15 protein-coding genes and 1 pseudogene are annotated in these 20,027 nt (G+C 35.5%); 8 read left to right on the forward strand and 8 right to left on the reverse strand.

Features of this window, described 5'->3' with window-relative positions; all coding sequences use genetic code 11:
- Positions 1-149: 149 nt before the first annotated feature.
- The 5 genes from TY19_RS10275 (at position 150) to TY19_RS27350 (ending at position 6,245) form a co-directional block, all read left to right on the forward strand.
- Positions 150-1,964 carry a hypothetical protein gene (locus tag TY19_RS10275; protein WP_042282304.1) on the forward strand — a complete coding sequence of 605 codons (1,815 nt, stop codon included), beginning with the start codon at positions 150-152 and terminating at the stop codon, positions 1,962-1,964.
- Between the two features lie 37 nt (positions 1,965-2,001).
- Positions 2,002-3,099, forward strand: coding sequence for a redox-regulated ATPase YchF (gene ychF, locus TY19_RS10280; protein WP_042282305.1), 1,098 nt, complete (start codon positions 2,002-2,004; stop codon positions 3,097-3,099).
- Positions 3,100-3,126: 27 nt separating this feature from the next.
- Complete coding sequence (locus TY19_RS10285) at positions 3,127-4,269, forward strand: THUMP domain-containing class I SAM-dependent RNA methyltransferase (protein ID WP_042282306.1); 1,143 nt, start codon at positions 3,127-3,129, stop codon at positions 4,267-4,269.
- A 95-nt stretch (positions 4,270-4,364) separates the two neighbouring features.
- Positions 4,365-5,870 carry a BTB/POZ domain-containing protein gene (locus tag TY19_RS10290; RefSeq protein ID WP_042282307.1) on the forward strand — a complete coding sequence of 502 codons (1,506 nt, stop codon included), beginning with the start codon at positions 4,365-4,367 and terminating at the stop codon, positions 5,868-5,870.
- A 261-nt stretch (positions 5,871-6,131) separates the two neighbouring features.
- Positions 6,132-6,245, forward strand: a complete 114-nt coding sequence (locus TY19_RS27350; RefSeq protein WP_102035416.1) for an IS630 transposase-related protein — start codon at positions 6,132-6,134, stop codon at positions 6,243-6,245.
- A gap of 114 nt (positions 6,246-6,359) precedes the next feature.
- Here TY19_RS27350 and TY19_RS10295 read toward each other — a convergent pair whose 3' ends face one another.
- From TY19_RS10295 to rpsA, 8 genes are all read right to left on the reverse strand, one after another.
- A complete protein-coding gene (locus tag TY19_RS10295) occupies positions 6,360-6,716 on the reverse strand; it encodes a helix-turn-helix domain-containing protein (protein ID WP_052354906.1) in 357 nt (118 codons plus the stop codon).
- Positions 6,680-7,063 carry a hypothetical protein gene (locus TY19_RS10300; protein ID WP_042282308.1) on the reverse strand — a complete coding sequence of 128 codons (384 nt, stop codon included), beginning with the start codon at positions 7,061-7,063 and terminating at the stop codon, positions 6,680-6,682. The genes TY19_RS10295 and TY19_RS10300 overlap by 37 nt, the downstream gene beginning before the upstream one ends.
- Before the next feature lie 419 nt (positions 7,064-7,482).
- Positions 7,483-8,424, reverse strand: a complete 942-nt coding sequence (locus TY19_RS10305; protein ID WP_042282309.1) for a bifunctional riboflavin kinase/FAD synthetase — start codon at positions 8,422-8,424, stop codon at positions 7,483-7,485.
- Between the two features lie 13 nt (positions 8,425-8,437).
- Positions 8,438-9,226: a tRNA pseudouridine(55) synthase TruB gene (truB, locus tag TY19_RS10310; RefSeq protein ID WP_102035415.1), complete on the reverse strand. Its 789-nt coding sequence runs from the start codon at positions 9,224-9,226 to the stop codon at positions 8,438-8,440.
- Entirely contained in the window at positions 9,126-9,521 is a 396-nt protein-coding gene (rbfA, locus tag TY19_RS10315) for a 30S ribosome-binding factor RbfA (RefSeq protein ID WP_042282312.1), read from the reverse strand. Before rbfA ends, truB begins: the two co-directional genes overlap by 101 nt.
- Positions 9,522-9,526: 5 nt before the next feature.
- A complete protein-coding gene (gene infB / locus TY19_RS10320; RefSeq protein ID WP_226988512.1) occupies positions 9,527-12,271 on the reverse strand; it encodes a translation initiation factor IF-2 in 2,745 nt (914 codons plus the stop codon).
- 22 nt (positions 12,272-12,293) lie between these two features.
- A complete protein-coding gene (nusA, locus tag TY19_RS10325) occupies positions 12,294-13,568 on the reverse strand; it encodes a transcription termination factor NusA (protein ID WP_011175312.1) in 1,275 nt (424 codons plus the stop codon).
- 363 nt (positions 13,569-13,931) lie between these two features.
- Positions 13,932-15,695, reverse strand: a complete 1,764-nt coding sequence (rpsA, locus tag TY19_RS10330; protein ID WP_042282315.1) for a 30S ribosomal protein S1 — start codon at positions 15,693-15,695, stop codon at positions 13,932-13,934.
- Between the two features lie 742 nt (positions 15,696-16,437).
- Between rpsA and TY19_RS10335 the strand changes: the two genes are divergently transcribed.
- The 3 genes and pseudogenes from TY19_RS10335 to TY19_RS27355 all read left to right on the forward strand — a co-directional run.
- Positions 16,438-17,196, forward strand: coding sequence for an amino acid kinase family protein (locus TY19_RS10335; protein WP_052354908.1), 759 nt, complete (start codon positions 16,438-16,440; stop codon positions 17,194-17,196).
- 7 nt (positions 17,197-17,203) lie between these two features.
- Positions 17,204-19,174 (forward strand): hypothetical protein, encoded by a 1,971-nt coding sequence (locus TY19_RS10340; protein WP_148300669.1) that lies wholly within the window; start codon positions 17,204-17,206, stop codon positions 19,172-19,174.
- Positions 19,175-19,911: 737 nt separating this feature from the next.
- A pseudogene (locus TY19_RS27355) lies at positions 19,912-20,027 on the forward strand (transposase); the annotation flags it as partial.

Raw genomic sequence — 20,027 nt, forward strand, 5'->3', positions numbered from 1 at the left:
TTTAAACCATTATTTTAGTTTATAAATAATAATAAGTTTTGGGTTTCCTTCTCAAAATTAGAGGGAAAATTTATTAAAATTTAGATTTTCAAGTGGATAAAATCTAAACTTGTAGTTATGTTTTATTTATTTTTTTATTTTAGGTTTAAATGCAACTTTCGACATTTATCAATTTTGCTATTCCGACGATACGAGGTTTAGATACAGCTTCTGCGATTAGGCTAGAACTTAACGATGAGCAAGCTCATCGACAAGGGCGCAATCATATTGCGGTGGCAATCCAACAAATGGAGCTTTTAAATCAAGCTTTAAGACAAGTTAAATATGCCTTAATTGCAGCCGGAAACACTAATCCTTTAAGGGGAATGACAGTAGTTGTCATTGGTGCTCCTATGTTAGTCTCTTGGCTTGCAAGTCAAGAATTTAATGATTTACGTTTGAGAACAGTTGTTAATTTTGCGCAATCACATTTACCCACTTTGAGTGTCGCTATTTCAGTCATTTCTACAGTAGCTTTATGGATATTCCATCAAAGAATTCAAGCGACTGCATTTTTGATTCTCACCACGATCGGTTTTTTAGATCGTCATTGCTTTTTACCTGCGCAAATGCATTCCCCATTAAATTATATGATGTATTCTATTAGTAATATTGCAGGAATGATTTGGGGAAATACTTTAAATCGCTTATTCTGTGTGATCAATTTAGTCTCTCCTATAGTTGATTATTTCTTTAAAAGTTACCGAGATCAATTAAACCAGGAAAATAGACAATTAAACCAAGAAAATAGACAAACTTTAAGCCTGCCTGCATCTAGCAACCCTGAACAAAGTTATCTTAATGTTTCCCTTCAAGATCTTGAAAATTTGACAAACCAATCGCGCTATGCTGTAAATCCCGTTCATTTAAAGCAAACTGTCCTTCCTTCTATCCAGGAAGATGCCAAATTAGATCAAATCTTAGACTATTTAGCAGATATTAATTGGGACAATCATCAGATTGCTCTAAGTCTTAAATTACGCGATGATGAACGTTGGAGCGAAATAGCGCGAGGAACAATATCTGAGCAAGATTATTTTAAAGAAAACCTTAAAGCTTTTATTAAAAGCATCAAAAATCGAGATATGGTTGGACCTCCTCAAAATTATCAAATGCTAGACTTCTATTGTAAATTTATTGCTCAAGAATTGCGTCACCAGGATGAAATGAGCCGAGCAGATATTCTTTTAAAATTAGGAGTTGAAGGGGGGCAATATTGTGGAATTGGTAAATTTAGAGTCGTAGAAGAGGTATTTCATAGTTTAATTTCTCAAAGTGAAGCGCTTCCACTGCAACAAAGAATATTTGCAACTCTCTTTTTAGAAAGAACTAGAATGTTTCAAGCAGTTTATCAAACAGTTTTGACATCCAATCTGTTTAGCTATTTGTTAAGTAAAATCGCCAAGATAAATGATGTGCATAAATATAACATTTGTATAAATATGACAAAGATTGGAACGCAATTTGGTGTTGCTCATCAAGCTGCTTTAAATGATGAAAATGCTTATATTGCCCCCATTTTTAAAATTTTTCCTCTATTTGACACAGCTGTCCGAAAACTCCTACGAGAAGGTGGATTAGTAAATTCTTATTTTGATTCTCAATCAAATGAGCGTTGGGTTAAAAAATGGGTGTATTTAAAACCTTATGATCAAATAACAATCATAAACCATATTCAAACAACTATTGGTACACCGCAAATTCCCAAAGCAGATATTTACCAATGGTGGTCGGAATGGATTGATCGACAAGAAGTGGAAGTAGAGAGAAAACAATCTCTAAAAGAGGAGCTTACCATGGAAGGAAAACTCCTAGGTGAAAATTTAGAAATGAATGGAAAAATTCAAAATAAATTTTTAATTGCCATGTTGCAAGAAATGGGAATTCTTTTAGACAGCGCTGTTGCTCCAATTTCAATATTTTGATATTTTAAATCTCATTTTTGTTTAAAAGGATTTAATTATGTCAACAAACCTCTCCGTAGGAATTGTTGGTTTACCCAATGTCGGTAAATCAACGCTTTTCAATGCCCTCACATCTAATCAAGCAGCTGCTTCTAACTATCCTTTCTGTACGATTGATCCAAATATTGGAATTGTTGATGTGGTGGATGATCGCTTAGATCGTTTGTCTGCTTTGTCCAATAGTAAGAAAATTGTCTACGCGAACATGCAATTTGTCGATATTGCGGGAATTGTTGAAGGGGCATCTAAGGGAGAAGGATTAGGAAATAAATTTTTATCAAACATTCGGGAAACAGATGCAATTGTTCATGTCGTACGTTGCTTTGAATCAAGTGATATTATCCATGTCGCGGGTAAAGTTGATCCAATTCATGACATTGAAATTATTAATATGGAACTGCGTTTAGCAGATTTACAAATGATTGAAAATGTACTGGCCCGTTTAGAAAAACAAGCCAAAACAAAAAAAGAACTCGTGCTCAGTTTGGAAACATTAAAAAAAGTTTCCGAACATTTAAATGAGAATAAACCCGTTAGAACTCTTGAATTAACAGATGAGGAAAAAGAAAGTATTGAGGCTTATCGTTTTCTTTCTTCTAAAAAAGTTTTATATGTGGCCAATGTTTCTGAAGAAGAATTACCAGAAATGGATAATGAATTTGTTCGCCGAGTTAAAGATTATGCAGAAGCAGAGGGAAATGCTGTTATTCCGATTTGTGCTAAATTAGAAGAGGAAATTGCTCAGCTCCCTTTGGCTGAAAGGAAAAGTTTCTTAGAAAGTTTGGGCCTTCAGCAATCAGGCCTTGAGCGTTTGATCAAAGCTTCTTTTAGTATGCTTGGACTGTTGACCTATTTAACAACAGGTGAAATTGAAACGCGAGCTTGGACTATCACCGAGGGAACTCATGCGGCTGAAGCAGCAGGCAAAATTCATTCGGACATTCAAAAAGGATTTATTCGTGCAGAAGTGGTTGCCTTTGATGATATGATGACTTACAAAGGCCGAGCTGGAGCAAGGGAGCAAGGAAAGGTTCGGGCTGAAGGAAGAGACTACCTTGTCAAAGATGGGGATGTCATCCTTTTTATGCATCATTAATCTTAATCATTCTAAAGGAACTATTAAGTGAACGGAGAAAAAAAATTATTATTTGTCAGCTGTGCCTCTGCGCTGGAACCTCTTTTGTTAGAAGAGCTTCAAGAGCTTGGATTGACTGATTTACAAACGGGCTATCGAGGTGTTTTTATCAATCAATGGAATTGGGCAGACATCTATAAAATTAATTATGCATCACGTTTGGCTACCCGTGTTTTGTTGCCTCTTTCTCGCTTTAGGTGTTTTGACCGAAAATCTTTATATCGACATATTTATGACATTGATTGGTCTCTTTATTTAAAAGAAGGAAATACATTTGCTATTGATGCTAACGTTCATCATCGCGAACTCCGTAACAGTCTTTTTGCTGCGCAAGTTGTTAAAGATGCGATTTGCGATCAGCTAAGACATAAAGTGGGCAGACGCCCTTCTGTGGATGTACAACATCCTCATGTTCAACTGAATCTTTATATTCAACATTCACTCGCTATCATTAGTTTTGACACATCTGGGACTCCTCTACATAAAAGAGGTTATCGACAAGAAACAGTCGAAGCTCCTCTTCAAGAAACATTAGCTGCCGCGATACTTCGTTTAGCAAAATATTCAGCTGATAAAGTTTTTTTAGATCCTTGCTGCGGATCAGGAACTCTTTTAATTGAAGCGGCATTAATGGCAAGCCAAACCCCTCCTGGTTATCTAAGGCAAAAGTGGGGATTCATGAACCATCCTGATTATCAAGCGAATGAATGGTTAAAAGTGCGTAATCGATTAGATGAGCATCGCAAAACAATTCAGCCAGGCCACCTTTTTGGGATTGACATCAATAAAAGTGCCGTTTGGGCCACTAAAACGAATCTAAAAGCTGCAGGTTTTGGGCAAGCTGTTGAAGTCTTGCAAGCAGATTTTAGAGAGTTTTCACCAACTGTTCCACCCGATTTGATTGTGACCAATCCACCCCATGGTAAAAGATTAGAAGAAGAAGACCAACTTCGTCCTTTTTACCGTTCATTGGGCGATTTTATGAAGAAAAAAACTGCTAGGCCTGCACAAGGTTTTGTATTTACAGGTAATTTGGAACTTGCTAAAGAAGTAGGACTTGCTGCATCTAAACGACATGTTCTCAACAATGGGGGCATTGATTCGCGTTTACTTGCCTATGAACTGTATTGATCGTGAATTCAGCGGCTTATTAATCTGAATAGTTCGCATATTAGGGGACTTAAGATTTAATTTATTAAGATTTATCTGTTTTTGAGAGGATTTGCATGCAAGGTCCTGATTTTTTGCCTCCGAACCTTAATGCTTATCTCAATTTAGAGTCTGACCGAGAGCTTTTTCAAGCGTTAACGAAACAGCCCCTAGATTTAATTGCTTTTTTTGAGGCCGGTTGTGAGGACGAAGCTTGGTTTACAAAACACGTTGGTTTTATTCAATTAATTATTAGATGGACTGCAAAGTCATTCTATTTGAATCAACTCCCTATCTACTACGCAGAAAAACTAGCTCACATTATTCGATCTCACCAACATCAACTTAAACCTTATTTGTTATTTCAACCTGCTTTATTTTTAACATTTAAATTAATCATTCAAGGTCAAATTCGTATTGTCAATAGCCTTTTACTGGGTACCATTAGTCCTTTTTTTAAAGACCTTTTTATCAATTATTATCAGCAACTGAAAGATCGATGGGAAATCCCAAAAATTTCTCTAGATACCTTTAATTGGATCGAGAGCTATGCGTTAAAAGAAAATGCAGAAGAATTGTGGCGATGTGAATCTCATGAATTAATGGCAATTATGCAGCAAGCGCAAGCTTGGAGAATTCAAGGTTTAGTGCGTGATTGTGCGAAATTACTAAAGAAGTACATTAATCAAGAAAATGTCGTTGAAAACCTCATTAAAGCGCACCGTCAATATTTTTTAGATTGGAAAGTGGTTATCAGCGAAGTTTTTAATAGTTATGGGTATGGATTAAAATTATTACCTTGCCAAAGTGAGACTGAACTACGCGTTGAATTTTTAGATTTTAAACAAGAAACGTTAGATCTTTTTCATCAACTTGCCTCCTTTATCACCCATCTCACGTTTAGTGAGGATTTAAGTACAAGCCCTTACTATGGAAAATGTGTGAATGCTTGTCGAAGACTCATGGGAGCAGATTTGACAAGCTCTACCATTTATGACAACCAGTTTGATGATTTACCAGGCTCTTTGGGTGAACTAAATCTTTCTGTTTGTGGTTGGCTACGCCCTCATCATATTCGAGAGATTGGCCACCAATTTTTAAACTTGAAAAAACTGACTTTAGATGGAAATGTGCATCTCAATTATCAATCTTGGGGAGAATTGCATCGTTTACAAACGTTAATTAGTTTAAGTATAAGGCAATGTCATCAATTGACGAACGACGATTTAAAATTGATTTGTCGGAATTGCTCTCGTTTAGAAGAATTTGATGTTGAAGAATGTCGTCTTCTAACAGATCAGGGAATATTGGAAATTTTTTCTAGCTGCTCCCACCTTTCTAAATTTAATTGTAACCGTTGTGACTTAATAACTGATAAAGGTCTTTTGGAAATAGGAGTTAGGGCGCATTTGTTATCTCAACTCAGCATAGAAAGATGTTCAAAATTAACAGATCAAGGACTTCTTTATTTTCTTGGTTTAAAACCCAATTTAAAAGAGTTATCGATTAAAGGTTGTGAGTTTTCTCTTACCTGTCTTGAAGAGATCCGACGTGAATATCCTTTTTTAAAACTGCTCGATTAATTGTTAATGGAAAGTGAGTACTATTAAAGGATATCAGGTAGTGCTAAATAGGTAAGGCTATTTCAATAAACTGATCTAATTTGATCGAGTAATTGTTCTATAGTTAATTGAATTTAATCGTGAGTAATAGATACAGTCTGAGTTAAAAAATTGTGGGATACTCTAAAGAATTAAGGTAAAAAGCATTCAATTATTTATAAACTGGACATTCTGCAGAAGAAGTAAGATAAGTTTTCGGTGTAGCATACAGTGTTTAACTGACTGAAACGTCAAAGAAATGGATGTTTAAAACATAAACCAAGAAAAAGGCATCCAATTAAAATTGATAATGACCAACTAAAGAGCTATATCAAAAAATGCCCTGATAGTATTTGAAAGAGATAGTGAAAGAATTTAATATAGATCCTTCCTTTAATTCTATGCTTGTAAAAGGCTTAAAAGCACCTTTAAAAAAAGCCTTATTTTACAAAAAAATATTATAGTCAAGTGTTAACCATTAAGATGTTTCTTACTGCTTTGTGCCTTTATCAAAGAGGCTAAAAATTGAGGGCCTCTATCCATAATTTCAAGTAGCCGAAGAGCCGCATGACTTGGTCTGCGAGAGCCTTGTTCCCATGCTTGAATTGTATTCAAGCTAACATTAAGATAAGCAGCCAATAAGCTTTGAGAACAATTAAGTTTATTTCTCAGGTGTTTTATATCTTTTGCTTGATACTCTTTTGGCTGCTGTGGAATTTCTCCAGCATCAATTCTAACTTTTTTGACTCTAACATTTTTAAAACTCCCTTTTTCATAGGAAATAGCCTCTTCTAATCCTTCTTTAAGAAGGTCAAACATTTTACCCATGATTTACTTCCTCTTTTAATTGTTTCACCAAATGAACAATCAGTTTTTTTTTCTTCAGCTGATAAATCTTCTTTCACATTTTTAGGATATAAGACAATGAGATAGAGCTTGCCCTTTTCCGGAATATCTAAATAGTCTACTCTGGAGCCCCCTCTTTTACCTTTATTCATACTTTTTAATCGAGTTTTCCTTAGGCCCGACAAGCCAGGGATAACATCACCTTCTTGAGGATTTTTAATTAGTTTCCATTCGAAATCGTCAAAATCGGATATTGACAATCTGCCTTGTTTGATTAATTCATCTAAATAGCGAGAAAAAGGCGATAACTGAATAATTGTTCGTTCCATACTTTTAATATACCACTTAGTGGTATATTAAAACAATTAACTAAATGCAAAAACTAAAATTTATCTAGATAAAATAGGTGTACGTTAAGACGCAGAATCGGGCAGTTATCGGGTAAAAGTGTACAAAAGCTTGGTTGCGAGACAGAAATTGAATAGTAGTCTTTGTCATTAATTGTTGATACCGCGCTTGTTAATTTGAATTTAACTTATCTCAGATGTCATTGGCGCTATAAGAAAGCCCTTTTGAATTCTTTCTCGAATCTAAAACGGTTGTAATGATCGTCTTTAAGGAAATTAAAAATGGCAGGCTAGCGGTCCGGTTTTATAGGGGCAACTCCATTAAATAAATCCACATAATAAACTCTTATTCTTGAATTGTTTTACTGGTTCAACAACATACCTATTTCAGCCTTGAAGTATTAAAAGTCTAAAGTTTGAATTTTATTTTGATCAGCTTTTACAAGCTCAATATCTTGTCGAATCTGTGAACGTAATTGTTCTATATTTTCAAATTTTTTTTCGGGGCGTATATAGTGTTGAAAAATCACCTCAATGGGATCTTCCGAAAACTCTGTTTGACCAGTCAAAATATGCACTTCTAGAAGAGGAATGTTATCTTGTCTAATCGTGGGGGCAAAGCCTAAGTTGGCAATTCCTGGTAAAATTTCTTGCCCTTTTTTAATCTCAACCGCATAAACACCAAACGGGGGTAAGCAAAGATTTTGCACTTCTATATTGGCTGTAGGGTAGCCCATTTGTCTTCCTTTCCCAAGTCCGCTTGAAATAGTTGAATAAATAGAATAAGGACGCCCTAAAAGAGCTTGGACTTTTTTTAAATCTCCTTCTTGCACAAGCTTTCTTATAGAGGTGCTAGAAACTGCTAACCCTTCATAGCGATATTCATTTAAATAGTGAACTTCAAAACCCCACATTTCCGCTAAAGATTGCATCACTAAACGATTACCTTGTCTATCTCTGCCAAGTGTTGCGTCGTGTCCCAAAATGAGATGAGAAAAGGGGATAAATTGCCGAATACGCTCAACAAAAGAAGCAGCGCTATGTTTAGCAAGGTAGTTGGTAAAGGGAATGAGAAATAAATGGTTTACATGATTAGACTCTAATAATTTTATTTTATGAGGAAGAGTGCAAAGAAGTTTGGCAGGATCTTGCGGGCGTAAAACTTCAGACGGATGATTGCTGAAAGTAAGAACTGTTATTTCTGCATCAGACTGTTTAGCAATAGCTTGAACGCGCTGTAAGACAAACAAATGACCTAAGTGAACCCCATCAAAATTCCCTATCGTGAGAATTTGAGGGATTTTTTTATCAAAAAATTCTTCAAGTTTACTATACAATTTCATTGAGGAATTATTTTTAGTCGTTACGAATCAAATTTTGTTCTAAATTGGTGATGGTATGAATCTCTGCCCCATTAAGGCAATTTTCTAAACAAAAAGCTCCGCTTCGCGTGCGGGTTAAATTGGATAAATGGGCTCCACAACCGAGTTTTGTACCCAAGTCATACGCGATGCTACGTATATAGGTTCCTTTGCTACATTCGATGCGAAAATTTAAATAGGGATAATTGTACGAAAGTAACTCCGTATGAATAGAAATTTTTACGGGCTGTCTCTCTACCACTATTCCCTGTCTTGCTAATTCATACAACTTTTTCCCTTGTTGCTTTTTGGCAGAAAACATAGGCGGGACTTGTTCTATTTTTCCTTGAAACAAAGAAAAGGCTTCTTTGATCTGTTCTAGAGTCGGAATAATATTTGATTGAGATAATACCTGGCCTTCACAATCGTAAGAATCTGTAACAACTCCTAAATAAGCTTCAGCAATGTATTCTTTATCACTCAAAAGAAATTGATCGGAAAGTCTCGTGTAACTACGACCGACTAACATCACCATGACGCCTGTTGCAAAAGGGTCTAAAGTGCCGGCATGCCCAATTTTTTTTACTCCGAGTCTTTTGCGAAGATCTCTAACAAGGCTAAAGGATGATTTACCCTTAGGTTTATTGATAAGTAGAATTCCTTCTAAATGAGAAGGAGGAGTGCTAAGACTCCTGTTCAAGCTGGTCACTATTGTCTCCTTGGCGGGACTCTCTTTCTTTTGTGATTTTTCCAAGTAATTCTTCAATGCGCATGTGTTTATCAACGCTATCATCTAATTTAAAATTAAGCTCTGGAAAATAGCGCATAACAACTTTTTGTGAAGCATTAACTGCAATAAATCCAGCAGCAGATTTTAAAGCTTCAATCGTTTCCACTTTCGCTTGCTCAGATCCAATAATACTGATAAATACTTTCGCATGTCGTAAATCTCTTGAAATTTGAACACGAGTCACTGTGACAAGTTCAGTGACGTACGGATTCCGCACGTCACGTCTAATGACCTCTGAAATAACTTCTTTTAATAGTGAGTTGAGTCTGTCTGTTCGCTGAATAGCCATTTTTTTTATAACTCTTGAGATATATAAGTGATGTCATAAGCTTCAATAATATCTCCTTCAAGGATATCTGTGAAGTTATTAAGAAGAATACCACACTCGATTCCTTTTTGAACTTCGCGTACATCTTCTTTGACACGTTTAAGAGATGAAATTGTTCCTTTCCAAATCACTTCCTGACCTCTTTTAAGGCGTACATAGTTATTGCGGTGAATGCTGCCTTCAATAACTTGGCAACCAGCAATGATGCCGGCTTGCGAAGATTTGAAGGTTGCTTTAACAATAGCTTTACCTTTTTCTGTTTCTTGCGCAATTTTTTCGAGTAGACCAGCCATTAAGACTTTAATATCATCGATGGCATGGTAAATGATATTGTGCAAACGAACCTGAACACCTAATTGTTTAACTAGAGCTTCCGCATGACTTTCAATTTGAGTGTGGAATCCAAGGACAATCGCTTTAGAAGCAGCTGCCAATTGAACATCAGATTCAGATACTTCTCCTACACCATTAAAAATAATATTAAGATCAGCTTTATCCGATTCAATTTTTAATAAGGCAACTTTTAAAGCTTCAAGTGATCCTTGCACGTCAGCTCTTAAAACGATATTCAACATCTTTTTACCTGTTGCTGAAGCTTGCTGAAGCATGTTTTCCATCGAAACTTTTTTCTTCTGCTGCAACATAAAAGTATTTTGACGAGCTCCTTCAGAACGGACGTTTGCAATTTCACGAGCTTCTTTTTCGTTTTTCACTACGATAAATTCCTGGCCAGCTTCGGGTAAACCTGAAAGTCCTGTAATTTCAACTGGAGTGGAAGGTCCTGCTTCTTGCAATTCTTTTCCATATTCATCGTGCATGGTTTTTACACGACCCCATAGCAATCCAAATACTAAAGCATCTCCACGCTTTAGTGTTCCATTCTGAACTAAAATTGTAGCTACAGATCCTAGACCTTTATGCATTTCAGATTCAAGAACTGTTCCGCGAGCACGCATGCTTGGGTTAGCTCTCAATTCCAAAACTTCTGCTTGTAAAGCAAGCATTTCTAATAATTCTGGAATTCCTTCTCCTGTAACTGCCGAGCAATTGACTGTAATCGTTTGTCCACCCCAAGGTTCTGGAAGAAGATTCTGTTCAGCTAATTGCCTGTAAACGTTATCGGGATTAAAGTTTGGCTTGTCACATTTATTAATAGCCACAACGATGATAACATTAGCAGCTCTTGCGTGTTGAATGGCTTCAATAGATTGTTGTCTAAGGCCTTCATCACCAGCAACAACGAGGACAACAATATCTGTAACGTCTGCACCTCGAGCACGCATAGCCGAAAAAGCTTCGTGACCAGGGGTGTCAAGGATAGCGATATCACCTACAGGCGTATGACAACGGAATGCACCAATATGCTGAGTAATAGCACCAGCTTCACCAGCCGCACGATTACTTTTTCGAATCGCATCGATTAAGCTCGTTTTTCCATGGTCAACATGACCCATGAAGGCAACGACAGGAGGTCGTAACTGTAGTTGATCACTTGGAGATTGTTGTAGCTCTTCTCGAATACTCTTATCAGTAATCTGAATACGCTTTTCTTCTGCTGTGTCAATTGTAATTTCACATCCGAATTCTTGCCCAAGCAATTGTGCTGTTGTTTCATCTTCTAACAAGTCATTTAGTGTAACAACAACACCTTGTAGAAATAATTTCCCTACCAATTGTGATGCTTTTAATTTCATTTCAGAAGCTAAGTCTTTAATAGAAATAGGAAGACGTACCTTTAAAGAAGTAGGACGTATTGTTGTATCTTCTTGTATATTTTGGCGTTGTTTATTTTTCTTTTTACGCCAATGTTGATCTTCGTCCGAAGTTCGAAGCCCTTGTCTATCGCGTGCATCAAATTGACGAGTTTCTGGCTTACGTGCAGGTTTAATATCTTTAAATTCTTTAAATTTAGGAGATTTAAGCCCTTTACGAGCATCATCATCTGCAGTAAGTACTTTAGGCTCTTCAAAACCTTTAATTTTCGGTTTGATTTTATTTTTATCAAGTTTTTCTTTGTTTGCTTCAGAAACTTCTTTTTGATTTGAGCTATTGGCTTCCAATGGGCGAGAAACACGCTCTGGCTGAGGTTTAGGTTTTATGAAATCTCTCATGTGCTTTCCAGTCGGACCAAGTTTCTCTTGAGGTGGTAATGTTTCTCGAATAGGAATATCTCTTTTCTGGTTTTGATAAACGTGTGTAATAGAAGTTTTGTCCTCGACAAGTGATTTAGGCTCGGCTGGAGCAGGGGTTGCAATAGTCGGTTCGATAAAAGTTGTAGGCTTGGTTTCGTTAGTTTTAATTTTTTCTGCAAATTCTAATTCTTGCGAACTGTCTTTTGAAGGCGCTTGAGAAAGCTCTTCCCCAAAAATTTCTTGACGAATTTCTGCACTTGTTTTCATGCGAGATTTTTCTTCAATGACTTTTGCAGCTTCTCTAGAAATAGATTCCTCATCTTGGGAGGTTTTAATCTCTTCTGTTATTTCCTTAGATGATTGGTCTGCAGGTGCTTCTGCAAAAGCGGATTTAGAACGAGCTCGAATTCTTGGAGCTTCTTCTTTTGGTAATTCTTCCACTTCTGTTTTTGTTGTTTTGGACGTAGATTTAGCGGCAGAGGATTTCTGGGTAGACTCCTCTTCCTTTTTCTTCGCCAACTTGCTTTTTAAACCGCTTAAATTAATCGCTTCTGCAATTTGGGCGTTTTTAATATTCAATTTTAGATTCTTGGCCAACGCTCTATGTCCTTTGTTTTCTTATTTGTTCTAAAATTTTATCTGCCATTTCAAGGCTAATGCCTGGTATTGCGGCTAATTCTTTAGGAGTTGCCGTTAGCAGAGATTTTAATGTATGATAACCAGCATCAACCAGATGGTCAAAGATTAAACTGTTGATTCCTTCAATACCTACCAAGGGTTGATCAAGAGTTGGGTCATCTGTTGCAGCCAATTCGTTTCTTTCAATTGCCATGGCACGATTATAATCTGTCATACGCTGTACCTCTAAGTCATATCCAATAAGTCGACTATTAAGGCGTGCATTCATTCCTTTTTTACCAATGACTGCTGCAAAATCATCGTCTTCTACAACAATAGAAATGATACCATCTTCTTCATTTAAATTGATCTTTCGAATTTCTATGGGAGATAGGGCATTTTGCAAAAGTTCAATAGGATCATTTGAAAAAGGAATAATATCAATTTTTTCGTTATGAAGTTCACGTACAATGTTCTTTACGCGATTGCCTCTCATTCCAACGCAAGCTCCGACAGGATCAACTTTCAAATCAGTCGAGCGAACGGTGAGTTTCGTGCGATAACCTGCATCACGAACAATCTTGTCAATAATAATTGTTCCATCACTTACCTCGGGAACTTCTTGTACTAAAAGTTGTTTTACAAACTCTGGGTGGCTACGTGATAAAATCACTTCAGCGCCACCATTTTCAGTATCTTTAACTTCGAGAACAAGAGCTAGAACTTTTTCACCCACTTGATATTTTTCAGTTTTAGGATATTCCCGGGTTGGTAAAATCGCTTCAACTTTTCCAAGATCAATAATTAAATTAGAACCTCTAACAAATCGCTTAATTGTTCCTGAAATCAGTTCGTTAATTCGGTGGCGATATTCTTCATAAATTACATCTCTTTCAGCCCCGCGAAGTTTTTGTGTAATAATTTGGCGGGCTTTTTGCGCAGCAATTCGACCAAAATCTTTGGGAGTCACAACGATGTCAATAAACTGTCCAATTTCAGCATCTGGGTCAATTTCACGCGCCGCTAGTAAAGAAATTTCTTGAGAGGGGACTTCTACATCATCCACAATTTCCTTTTCACAATAAACATCAATATTCCCAGTTTTTGGATGGATAGTGACTGTTACATTGGAGGCTCCGCTCACGCTTTTACGAGCTGCTGCTTGTAAAGATTCTTCAATCGCACTGATAACAAGCTCTCGCTTAATGCCTTTTTCTCGTTCTAAATATTCAAAGATTGCAATCAGATCTTTGTTCATACTTAATGCCTCAATTCTGTAAATAGATAAAATACTTTGTATCTAAATTCTTATTATTAGACTTCGAAATTTCATTCATTTGCTAAAATCTCGAATTTAGAAACAACCTCAGTCATTACTTAGTCTATCATAAATCATTCATTCTAAAAGTAATCGACTCAATGAGAGGAGTAACTCTTCAGCAAACCTTTCGAATTTATTCTTTTCTTAAAGGGTTCTCTGCTTGTTGTTAAAACTTTAACAACGAGTAAAGAATCATTTAATTTAACTTTTCTTAATGAGATAAGACCTCCAGTTAGGGAGGTCTTATCAAATAACAGTTTGTTCCTAAACCAGATCAAACTAGTTTAGGAAACGGAAGAATTACTTTTCAGACTCTTGTTCTGAGTCAGACTCGTCGTCTTCATTATTTTTCTGTTCATCTTTTTTCTTGCGCTTAGCAGGAGTCACAACAATATCGTCGCGATTATATTGATTTTGATCAATTAAATATTCTTTAATCGATAAAGCAATTTTTTTGTGTTCAGGATCTAACTTAATCACTTTAGCAGTGACTTCGTCACCTTTAGCTACGACATCTTCTACTTTTCCAAATGCTTGATCAGACAGTTCTGTAACATGAATTAAACCTTCAATTCCACTATCTAACTCAACGAAAGCACCAAATGCTGTGATTTTAGTTACTTTTCCTTTAACTAAACTTCCAACAGGCATTGTTTTTTCAATAGATTCCCATGGATTTGTACTAAGTTGTTTCACGCCAAGCGTAATTTTTTTGCTTTCTTTATCTACTGATAAAATAATAGCGTCAACAACATCGCCTTTACGTAATACTTCTGATGGATGAGAAACTTTTTTGATCCAGCTTAGATCAGAAATATGAATGAGACCCTCGACACCAGGTTCTAATTCAACAAAAGCACCATAATTTGTTAGAGTGCGAATTTCTGCCTTAACAACGTTTGAAACAGGGTATTTTTTCTCAACATCATCCCAAGGATTATGCTCTGTTTGTTTAATTCCAAGAGAAATTTTTCCTTCTTCTTTTTGAACCGATAAAACAATCGCTTCAACGTCATCACCTTTTTTGACAACTTCACTTGGATCTGTAATATTTTTTACCCATGACATTTCAGAAACGTGAATGAGTCCTTCGATCCCTGGCTCGATTTCAATAAAAGCACCGTAAGGAAGAAGATTAACAATCTTACCATGAACGCGTGTTCCTGGTGGGTATTTTTGCTCGATCTGATCCCATGGATTCGGTCCTTTTTGTTTGAGACCTAAAGCAACACGACCTTTGTCTTTGTCTACACTTAAGATCATGACTTCAAGTTTTTGACCTAATTGAACCATTTCAGATGGGTGTTTAATACGCTTCCATGTCATATCTGTGATATGAAGAAGACCGTCAATACCATCTAAATCTAAGAAAACACCGAAATCTGTAATATTTTTAACAACGCCTTCACGGATATCACTAGGTTGAATGTGTTCTAATACTTCTGCTTTCTTAGAAATGCGTTCAGCTTCTAATAATTCACGGCGTGAAACAACAACGTTTTTACGCTCAATATTGATTTTTAAAATCTTGAATTCATATGTTTTGCCGAGGTAATCATCAAGATTTTTAATGCGTTTATTGTCTATTTGCGACCCTGGGAGGAATGCTTCCATTCCAATATCAACCATTAAGCCGCCTTTAACTTTTCGGATAACACGACCTTTAACAATTGACCCTTCTTCACAATGCTCTAGAATGTATTCCCATTGACGGAGGCGCTCAGCTTTTTCTCTTGATAAAACAATCTGTCCGTTATCATCTTCTGCTTGATCAAGTAAAACTTCTACTTCGGCATCCAAATAAACTTGAGAGGGATCGGAAAATTCTTCAATAGGTACAAGCCCTTCAGATTTTAACCCAACATCGACAACAACATGATCTTTCGTAATCTCTACAATGCGACCTTTCAGTATGCTACCAGGGCTCATTAAAGAGTTTTCGTCAGCTGGAAGTGCTTCTTTTTGAGTTAAAAGGTTTTTAAATAATTCTGCATCTGTTTCTTGAAACTGGACATCATCAACGATGTTGCTTTCATTCCAAGTATGTTGAGGGTGTTTAAACATTTAAAGGTTTCTCCTATTTTCATATAAAAGAGATAGATTACCAGCGATAAAGAAAAAAAGCAACGAAAAGGGAATAATTTTTTAGAGAGCAAAAATAATGTAAAAGATGGGAAAATCAAAAAATATCAAATAGAAGAAGTCGAACTAATCCATGAATAATTTTTCGTTTTGAATGAAATAACGAAAGTAATAAAATAATTAACAAATTTTAAAATTATTTTCAATAGTCAAAGAACATACTCAAAAATTGAAAATCAAAAGATCTTTACTCAACAGGTTCAATTAAATCAAAAATAGACAAATTTTCAATGGAATGGAGAAGTTAAAACTATTTTTAATAAAAACAATTTATTTTGAGATCTAAATTCAACCAATTTTTTGCTTTTTTTGGAATGTTAAATCATATTATTAATTTGGAAAGATAAAAAAATTAATGATAATTAAACTGTTTCTTAAAAAAAGGATGAATGTAGACCGGTTAATATTAGTTAATATCAACTCAGTGAAGTTTCGTTGATGGCTAGTTAAAGAAATTTCTATCAACTTTATTTTATTTTCTTTAATAGAAAAATAAATTCAAATTGTTTATAATTAATCATCGGAATTTGCTTTTTGACTCTGATAAGCTAAACTAATTAAAGATCAGAAATTAGGTTCAAGTGTTTTTTATCAAAAAATAGAATACGCGTAAGATTCCTCATTGTTCGATTCATATCACCCAAAATTTATGAAAACATTAGTTATGAAATTTGGTGGGGCCTCTGTAGCTTCTCCGGAGCATTTTGCTCGCATTGCTGATCTAATTATTGAACGTCAATGTGTTTTCTCACGTTTAGTGATTGTTGTCAGTGCTATGGGACAAACGACGAACGAATTGATTAAATTAGCTCATCAGGTGCACCCAAATCCTCCTCAGCGTGAATATGATATGTTAATTAGTGCGGGAGAGCGAATTAGTATGACTCTACTTGCTATGATCCTTTGCCGTAAAGGTAAAGACGCAGTAAGTTTTACTGGAAGTCAATCAGGAATTTTAACTTGTTCTCAACATACTAGTGCTCATATTATTGATGTACGTCCTCAAAGGCTGATTCAGACTTTAGAACAAGGCAAAATTGTTATAGTGGCAGGCTTTCAAGGGGTTAGTCAAGATAAAGAGGTAACAACTCTTGGAAGAGGGGGGTCTGATACATCAGCAGTAGCAATTGGAGTGGCTTTGAAAGCTGAAAAAATAGAGTTTTATAAAGATGTGTTAGGAATATATAACAAAGATCCTAAAATGTATAGCGATGCCATCTGCTATCCAACTCTTAATTATCAAGAAGCTTTGACAATTGTCAACCAAGGGGCCAAAGTTTTACATGCGAGAGCTATTAAACTTGCAGAGAAAAATGGCATGCCTTTGCATGTACGTTCATTTATTTCGAGGCATGATCAAGGAACTTGGATTACGAGTGTTGATTGTAAAAAATCGATAAATCCAGTTTATGAAATCTCTTAACAATAACATGAAAAAACGCTCTAAACTTACTATTACTCCTCTTTTTGAATTTTCCGAAAATGATGAAATGATGAAAAATAATTATCGGGAAATTATTTTACATGGATTAACAAAAGTGCTGCCCGAAGATTTTTTTGAATACAAAGAAACGGAGGAAGAAACAAGAGAGTATCAAAAGAATTTTTTTCGCCAATTAAATCCTTTGGTAACCTGCTCTGATAATAAAAAAATTCCGGGCTCCTTATCTTTTTTTGCTCTATCAAAATTCCGTTCTAATTCCTTTAAGTTCTTTTTCAAAATGATTAGTCATTGGTTACTTCCAGATGAAAGTCTTAATGTCGTATTAGTTCATGCCTCAGATTTTCAATTAGCAGAGTTAAGTGGCGAAATTTACACGATTTGCGAAATTGTAGTCAGTGTAAAATCGGTATCTGAATTTGAAGAGATATGCAAACATTTTCCCATCATCAGCACAGAAATAGCCTTGGGAATGCAATCAGAATTTTATGCGCAAAAAATATTAGAAATTAAAGGATTATCGGCTGACGATAAAACAACCTCAATTCGTCGTATGATTGCTCATTTAGTTAAACGTTTTCCTCACATTTATGGGGCGGATGTGTTTACAGAAATGCAACATTTATTAGTTACATGTCGAGATGATTTTAAAGCAATCAGGCAACCTCGTCATTTAAGTCGGATCATAAGTATTCAATATTTGTTTAGAAAATCTTTAAGGGAAGCAATTAAGAAAAGATCTCATCGCCGTCATTTAAGTTTAAAAATATTTCGCACTTTTCTCGTAACGCCGAAAGGTCGTAAAAGGGTGTTAGGATTACTTGTTGGCATTAATTTTTTGAGAGAACAAGAAACATTTGGTGAAAAACATTTACTAAAAGCTATTCAGCATTATTTACCATCTTCTCAATCAGTTGAGCAATCATTTTTTATCAATAAACTTGGATCAGAAAATATTGGAATTTCCTATTTAGAAATAGAAAAAAAAGACGGCAGTGATTTTACAATTTTAGAAATTCGTAAACTGCGAAAAGAGCTTCCGCATAATTTAAAAAATCGCATTGAACATAAACAACATCCGATTTTTATGCCACGAAATGAAGAAGAAGTAATTCGGAATATGTTGATTTTGACAAATCAAATCAAATATTTACGAGACATTCCTCAAGTGTTTATTACGTTTGATGAACAAGCTTATTCGCACCTTTATTTTACTGTCATTTTAGCACGCGTATTAAAACCAGATTCAGAAAGTTTGACAAAGTTATTTCAATCTTATGAAATATCAGTTGAATACATCCCTGATAGAACAAAAATTACAGGGCACATACGTAAAAAACATCCCAAAGAAGCGTCAGTATTTCGTTTAAAAATTTTGAAAGATGCATTTTTGCGGGCTGATCACTCAATCGATTTGTACAAAGCGAGGCAGGCTGTTGTAGGAGAGCTATCAAAGGTTGTTGGAGAAGTTAGAGACTATAATGGAGGGATGATTTCCAAGCAACATGAGCAACTTGTATTGATTCATAAATTACTTAAAGATACAAAAGATTATGACGAGTTATTATTAGAAAACTTTTTCTATTCATTAGCCCCCGATATTATTCGTACTTTAATCGATCCGAAAGCTTTCAAAATTTTGTTTTTGATGTTACTAGAAGGTTTAAAAAGCTATAAACATGAAAGCTATTATCTGAAATTTTACCATGAACCTTCTAATGCTTTTGCAATGATTATTTTAGAAGACCCCCTCGTAAAAGAAAGGATTTATAGAGCTGTTCACGATCTACATGTTCCTCATACAGAGCTTGCATACGCTTATACAAAAACAAGCGGAAATAATTGTATTGGGTATATTTGTTGTTCGCAAGATTCTAACGTAAGAGAATGTTTTTTTCAGGCAATTAAACAGGAATTACAACACTGGGAAACGAACCAACCGAAATTTCTTATGCATTAGCTTATGATTCTTTCTTATTAGTAAGCAATAATGTTAAATTCCTATCCTTTAAATAGAGGCGGTTGTTCCGCAATAGTTTTTTTTAATATCGGCTAATTAATTTACCCGATTACATATCTTCTAAAAATGGATGGTTGACACATTTAAACCCTCTATAGATTAACTTAATTTAACGCCAGTTTAACATAAGTTATCTTCTGGCTATCTTCTAAAGGATCTTCGTTGAAAAAAGGCCTCTTTTCTGTTAGAAGATTTTGTTTTCCAGAACAAAAATTAAGGAAAAGGCCAAAATGAACGAGATAGAGATGATCAAACTGTTTTGTCTTGTGGATGATTTTTCTAATCAATTTCACCAAATGTGTTTCCAACAATCAATAGAATAGACGAAAAGAAAAATCCGCAAAAAAACTTTTAGAAGGCCTTTAAGTGAAGTGCTAACGATTTTGCTTCTCTTTCATCGCTCCAATGACAGAACATTTAAGCACTTTTACTTAAACCATGTAAAAACAACTTTAAAATATTTATTCTCTCATCTTGTTGGGTACTCAAGATTTGTTCAACTCAACTCTGAAGCATTTTTTCCTATGTTTTGCTTGATTCAAGAACATCAAGGGATCTGTGAAGGGAGACTCTACAGTATTAACAATTTGCCTACGTCAAGCATGCCTCTTCCCATCGTGTCTTTAAAGAGCCACGTTAAAGGGGGAAAAACAACCGTTGGCTAGTTCTTTGGGTTTAAGCTCCATCTTGTGATTAATCACCACGCAGAAATTGTAGCATTTAAGTTGACAACTGGCAAACTTGATGATCGCAAACCCGTTCCAGAAATGGTAGAAGGGATGAAAGGAAAAGC

The sequence above is a fragment of the Candidatus Protochlamydia sp. R18 genome (genome assembly GCF_000648255.1).
GTDB lineage: Bacteria > Chlamydiota > Chlamydiia > Chlamydiales > Parachlamydiaceae > Protochlamydia > Protochlamydia amoebophila.

Excerpts from the sequence above, each read along its gene's own strand:
- TY19_RS10275 (WP_042282304.1), top strand. The coding sequence starts at position 150 with ATGCAACTTTCGACATTTATCAATTTTGCTATTCCGACGATACGAGGT.
- ychF (WP_042282305.1), top strand. The coding sequence starts at position 2,002 with ATGTCAACAAACCTCTCCGTAGGAATTGTTGGTTTACCCAATGTCGGT.
- TY19_RS10290 (WP_042282307.1), top strand. The coding sequence starts at position 4,365 with ATGCAAGGTCCTGATTTTTTGCCTCCGAACCTTAATGCTTATCTCAAT.
- TY19_RS10295 (WP_052354906.1), bottom strand. The coding sequence starts at position 6,716 with ATGGGTAAAATGTTTGACCTTCTTAAAGAAGGATTAGAAGAGGCTATT.
- TY19_RS10300 (WP_042282308.1), bottom strand. The coding sequence starts at position 7,063 with ATGGAACGAACAATTATTCAGTTATCGCCTTTTTCTCGCTATTTAGAT.
- TY19_RS10305 (WP_042282309.1), bottom strand. The coding sequence starts at position 8,424 with ATGAAATTGTATAGTAAACTTGAAGAATTTTTTGATAAAAAAATCCCT.
- rbfA (WP_042282312.1), bottom strand. The coding sequence starts at position 9,521 with ATGGCTATTCAGCGAACAGACAGACTCAACTCACTATTAAAAGAAGTT.
- nusA (WP_011175312.1), bottom strand. The coding sequence starts at position 13,568 with ATGAACAAAGATCTGATTGCAATCTTTGAATATTTAGAACGAGAAAAA.
- rpsA (WP_042282315.1), bottom strand. The coding sequence starts at position 15,695 with ATGTTTAAACACCCTCAACATACTTGGAATGAAAGCAACATCGTTGAT.
- TY19_RS10335 (WP_052354908.1), top strand. The coding sequence starts at position 16,438 with ATGAAATTTGGTGGGGCCTCTGTAGCTTCTCCGGAGCATTTTGCTCGC.
- TY19_RS10340 (WP_148300669.1), top strand. The coding sequence starts at position 17,204 with ATGAAAAAACGCTCTAAACTTACTATTACTCCTCTTTTTGAATTTTCC.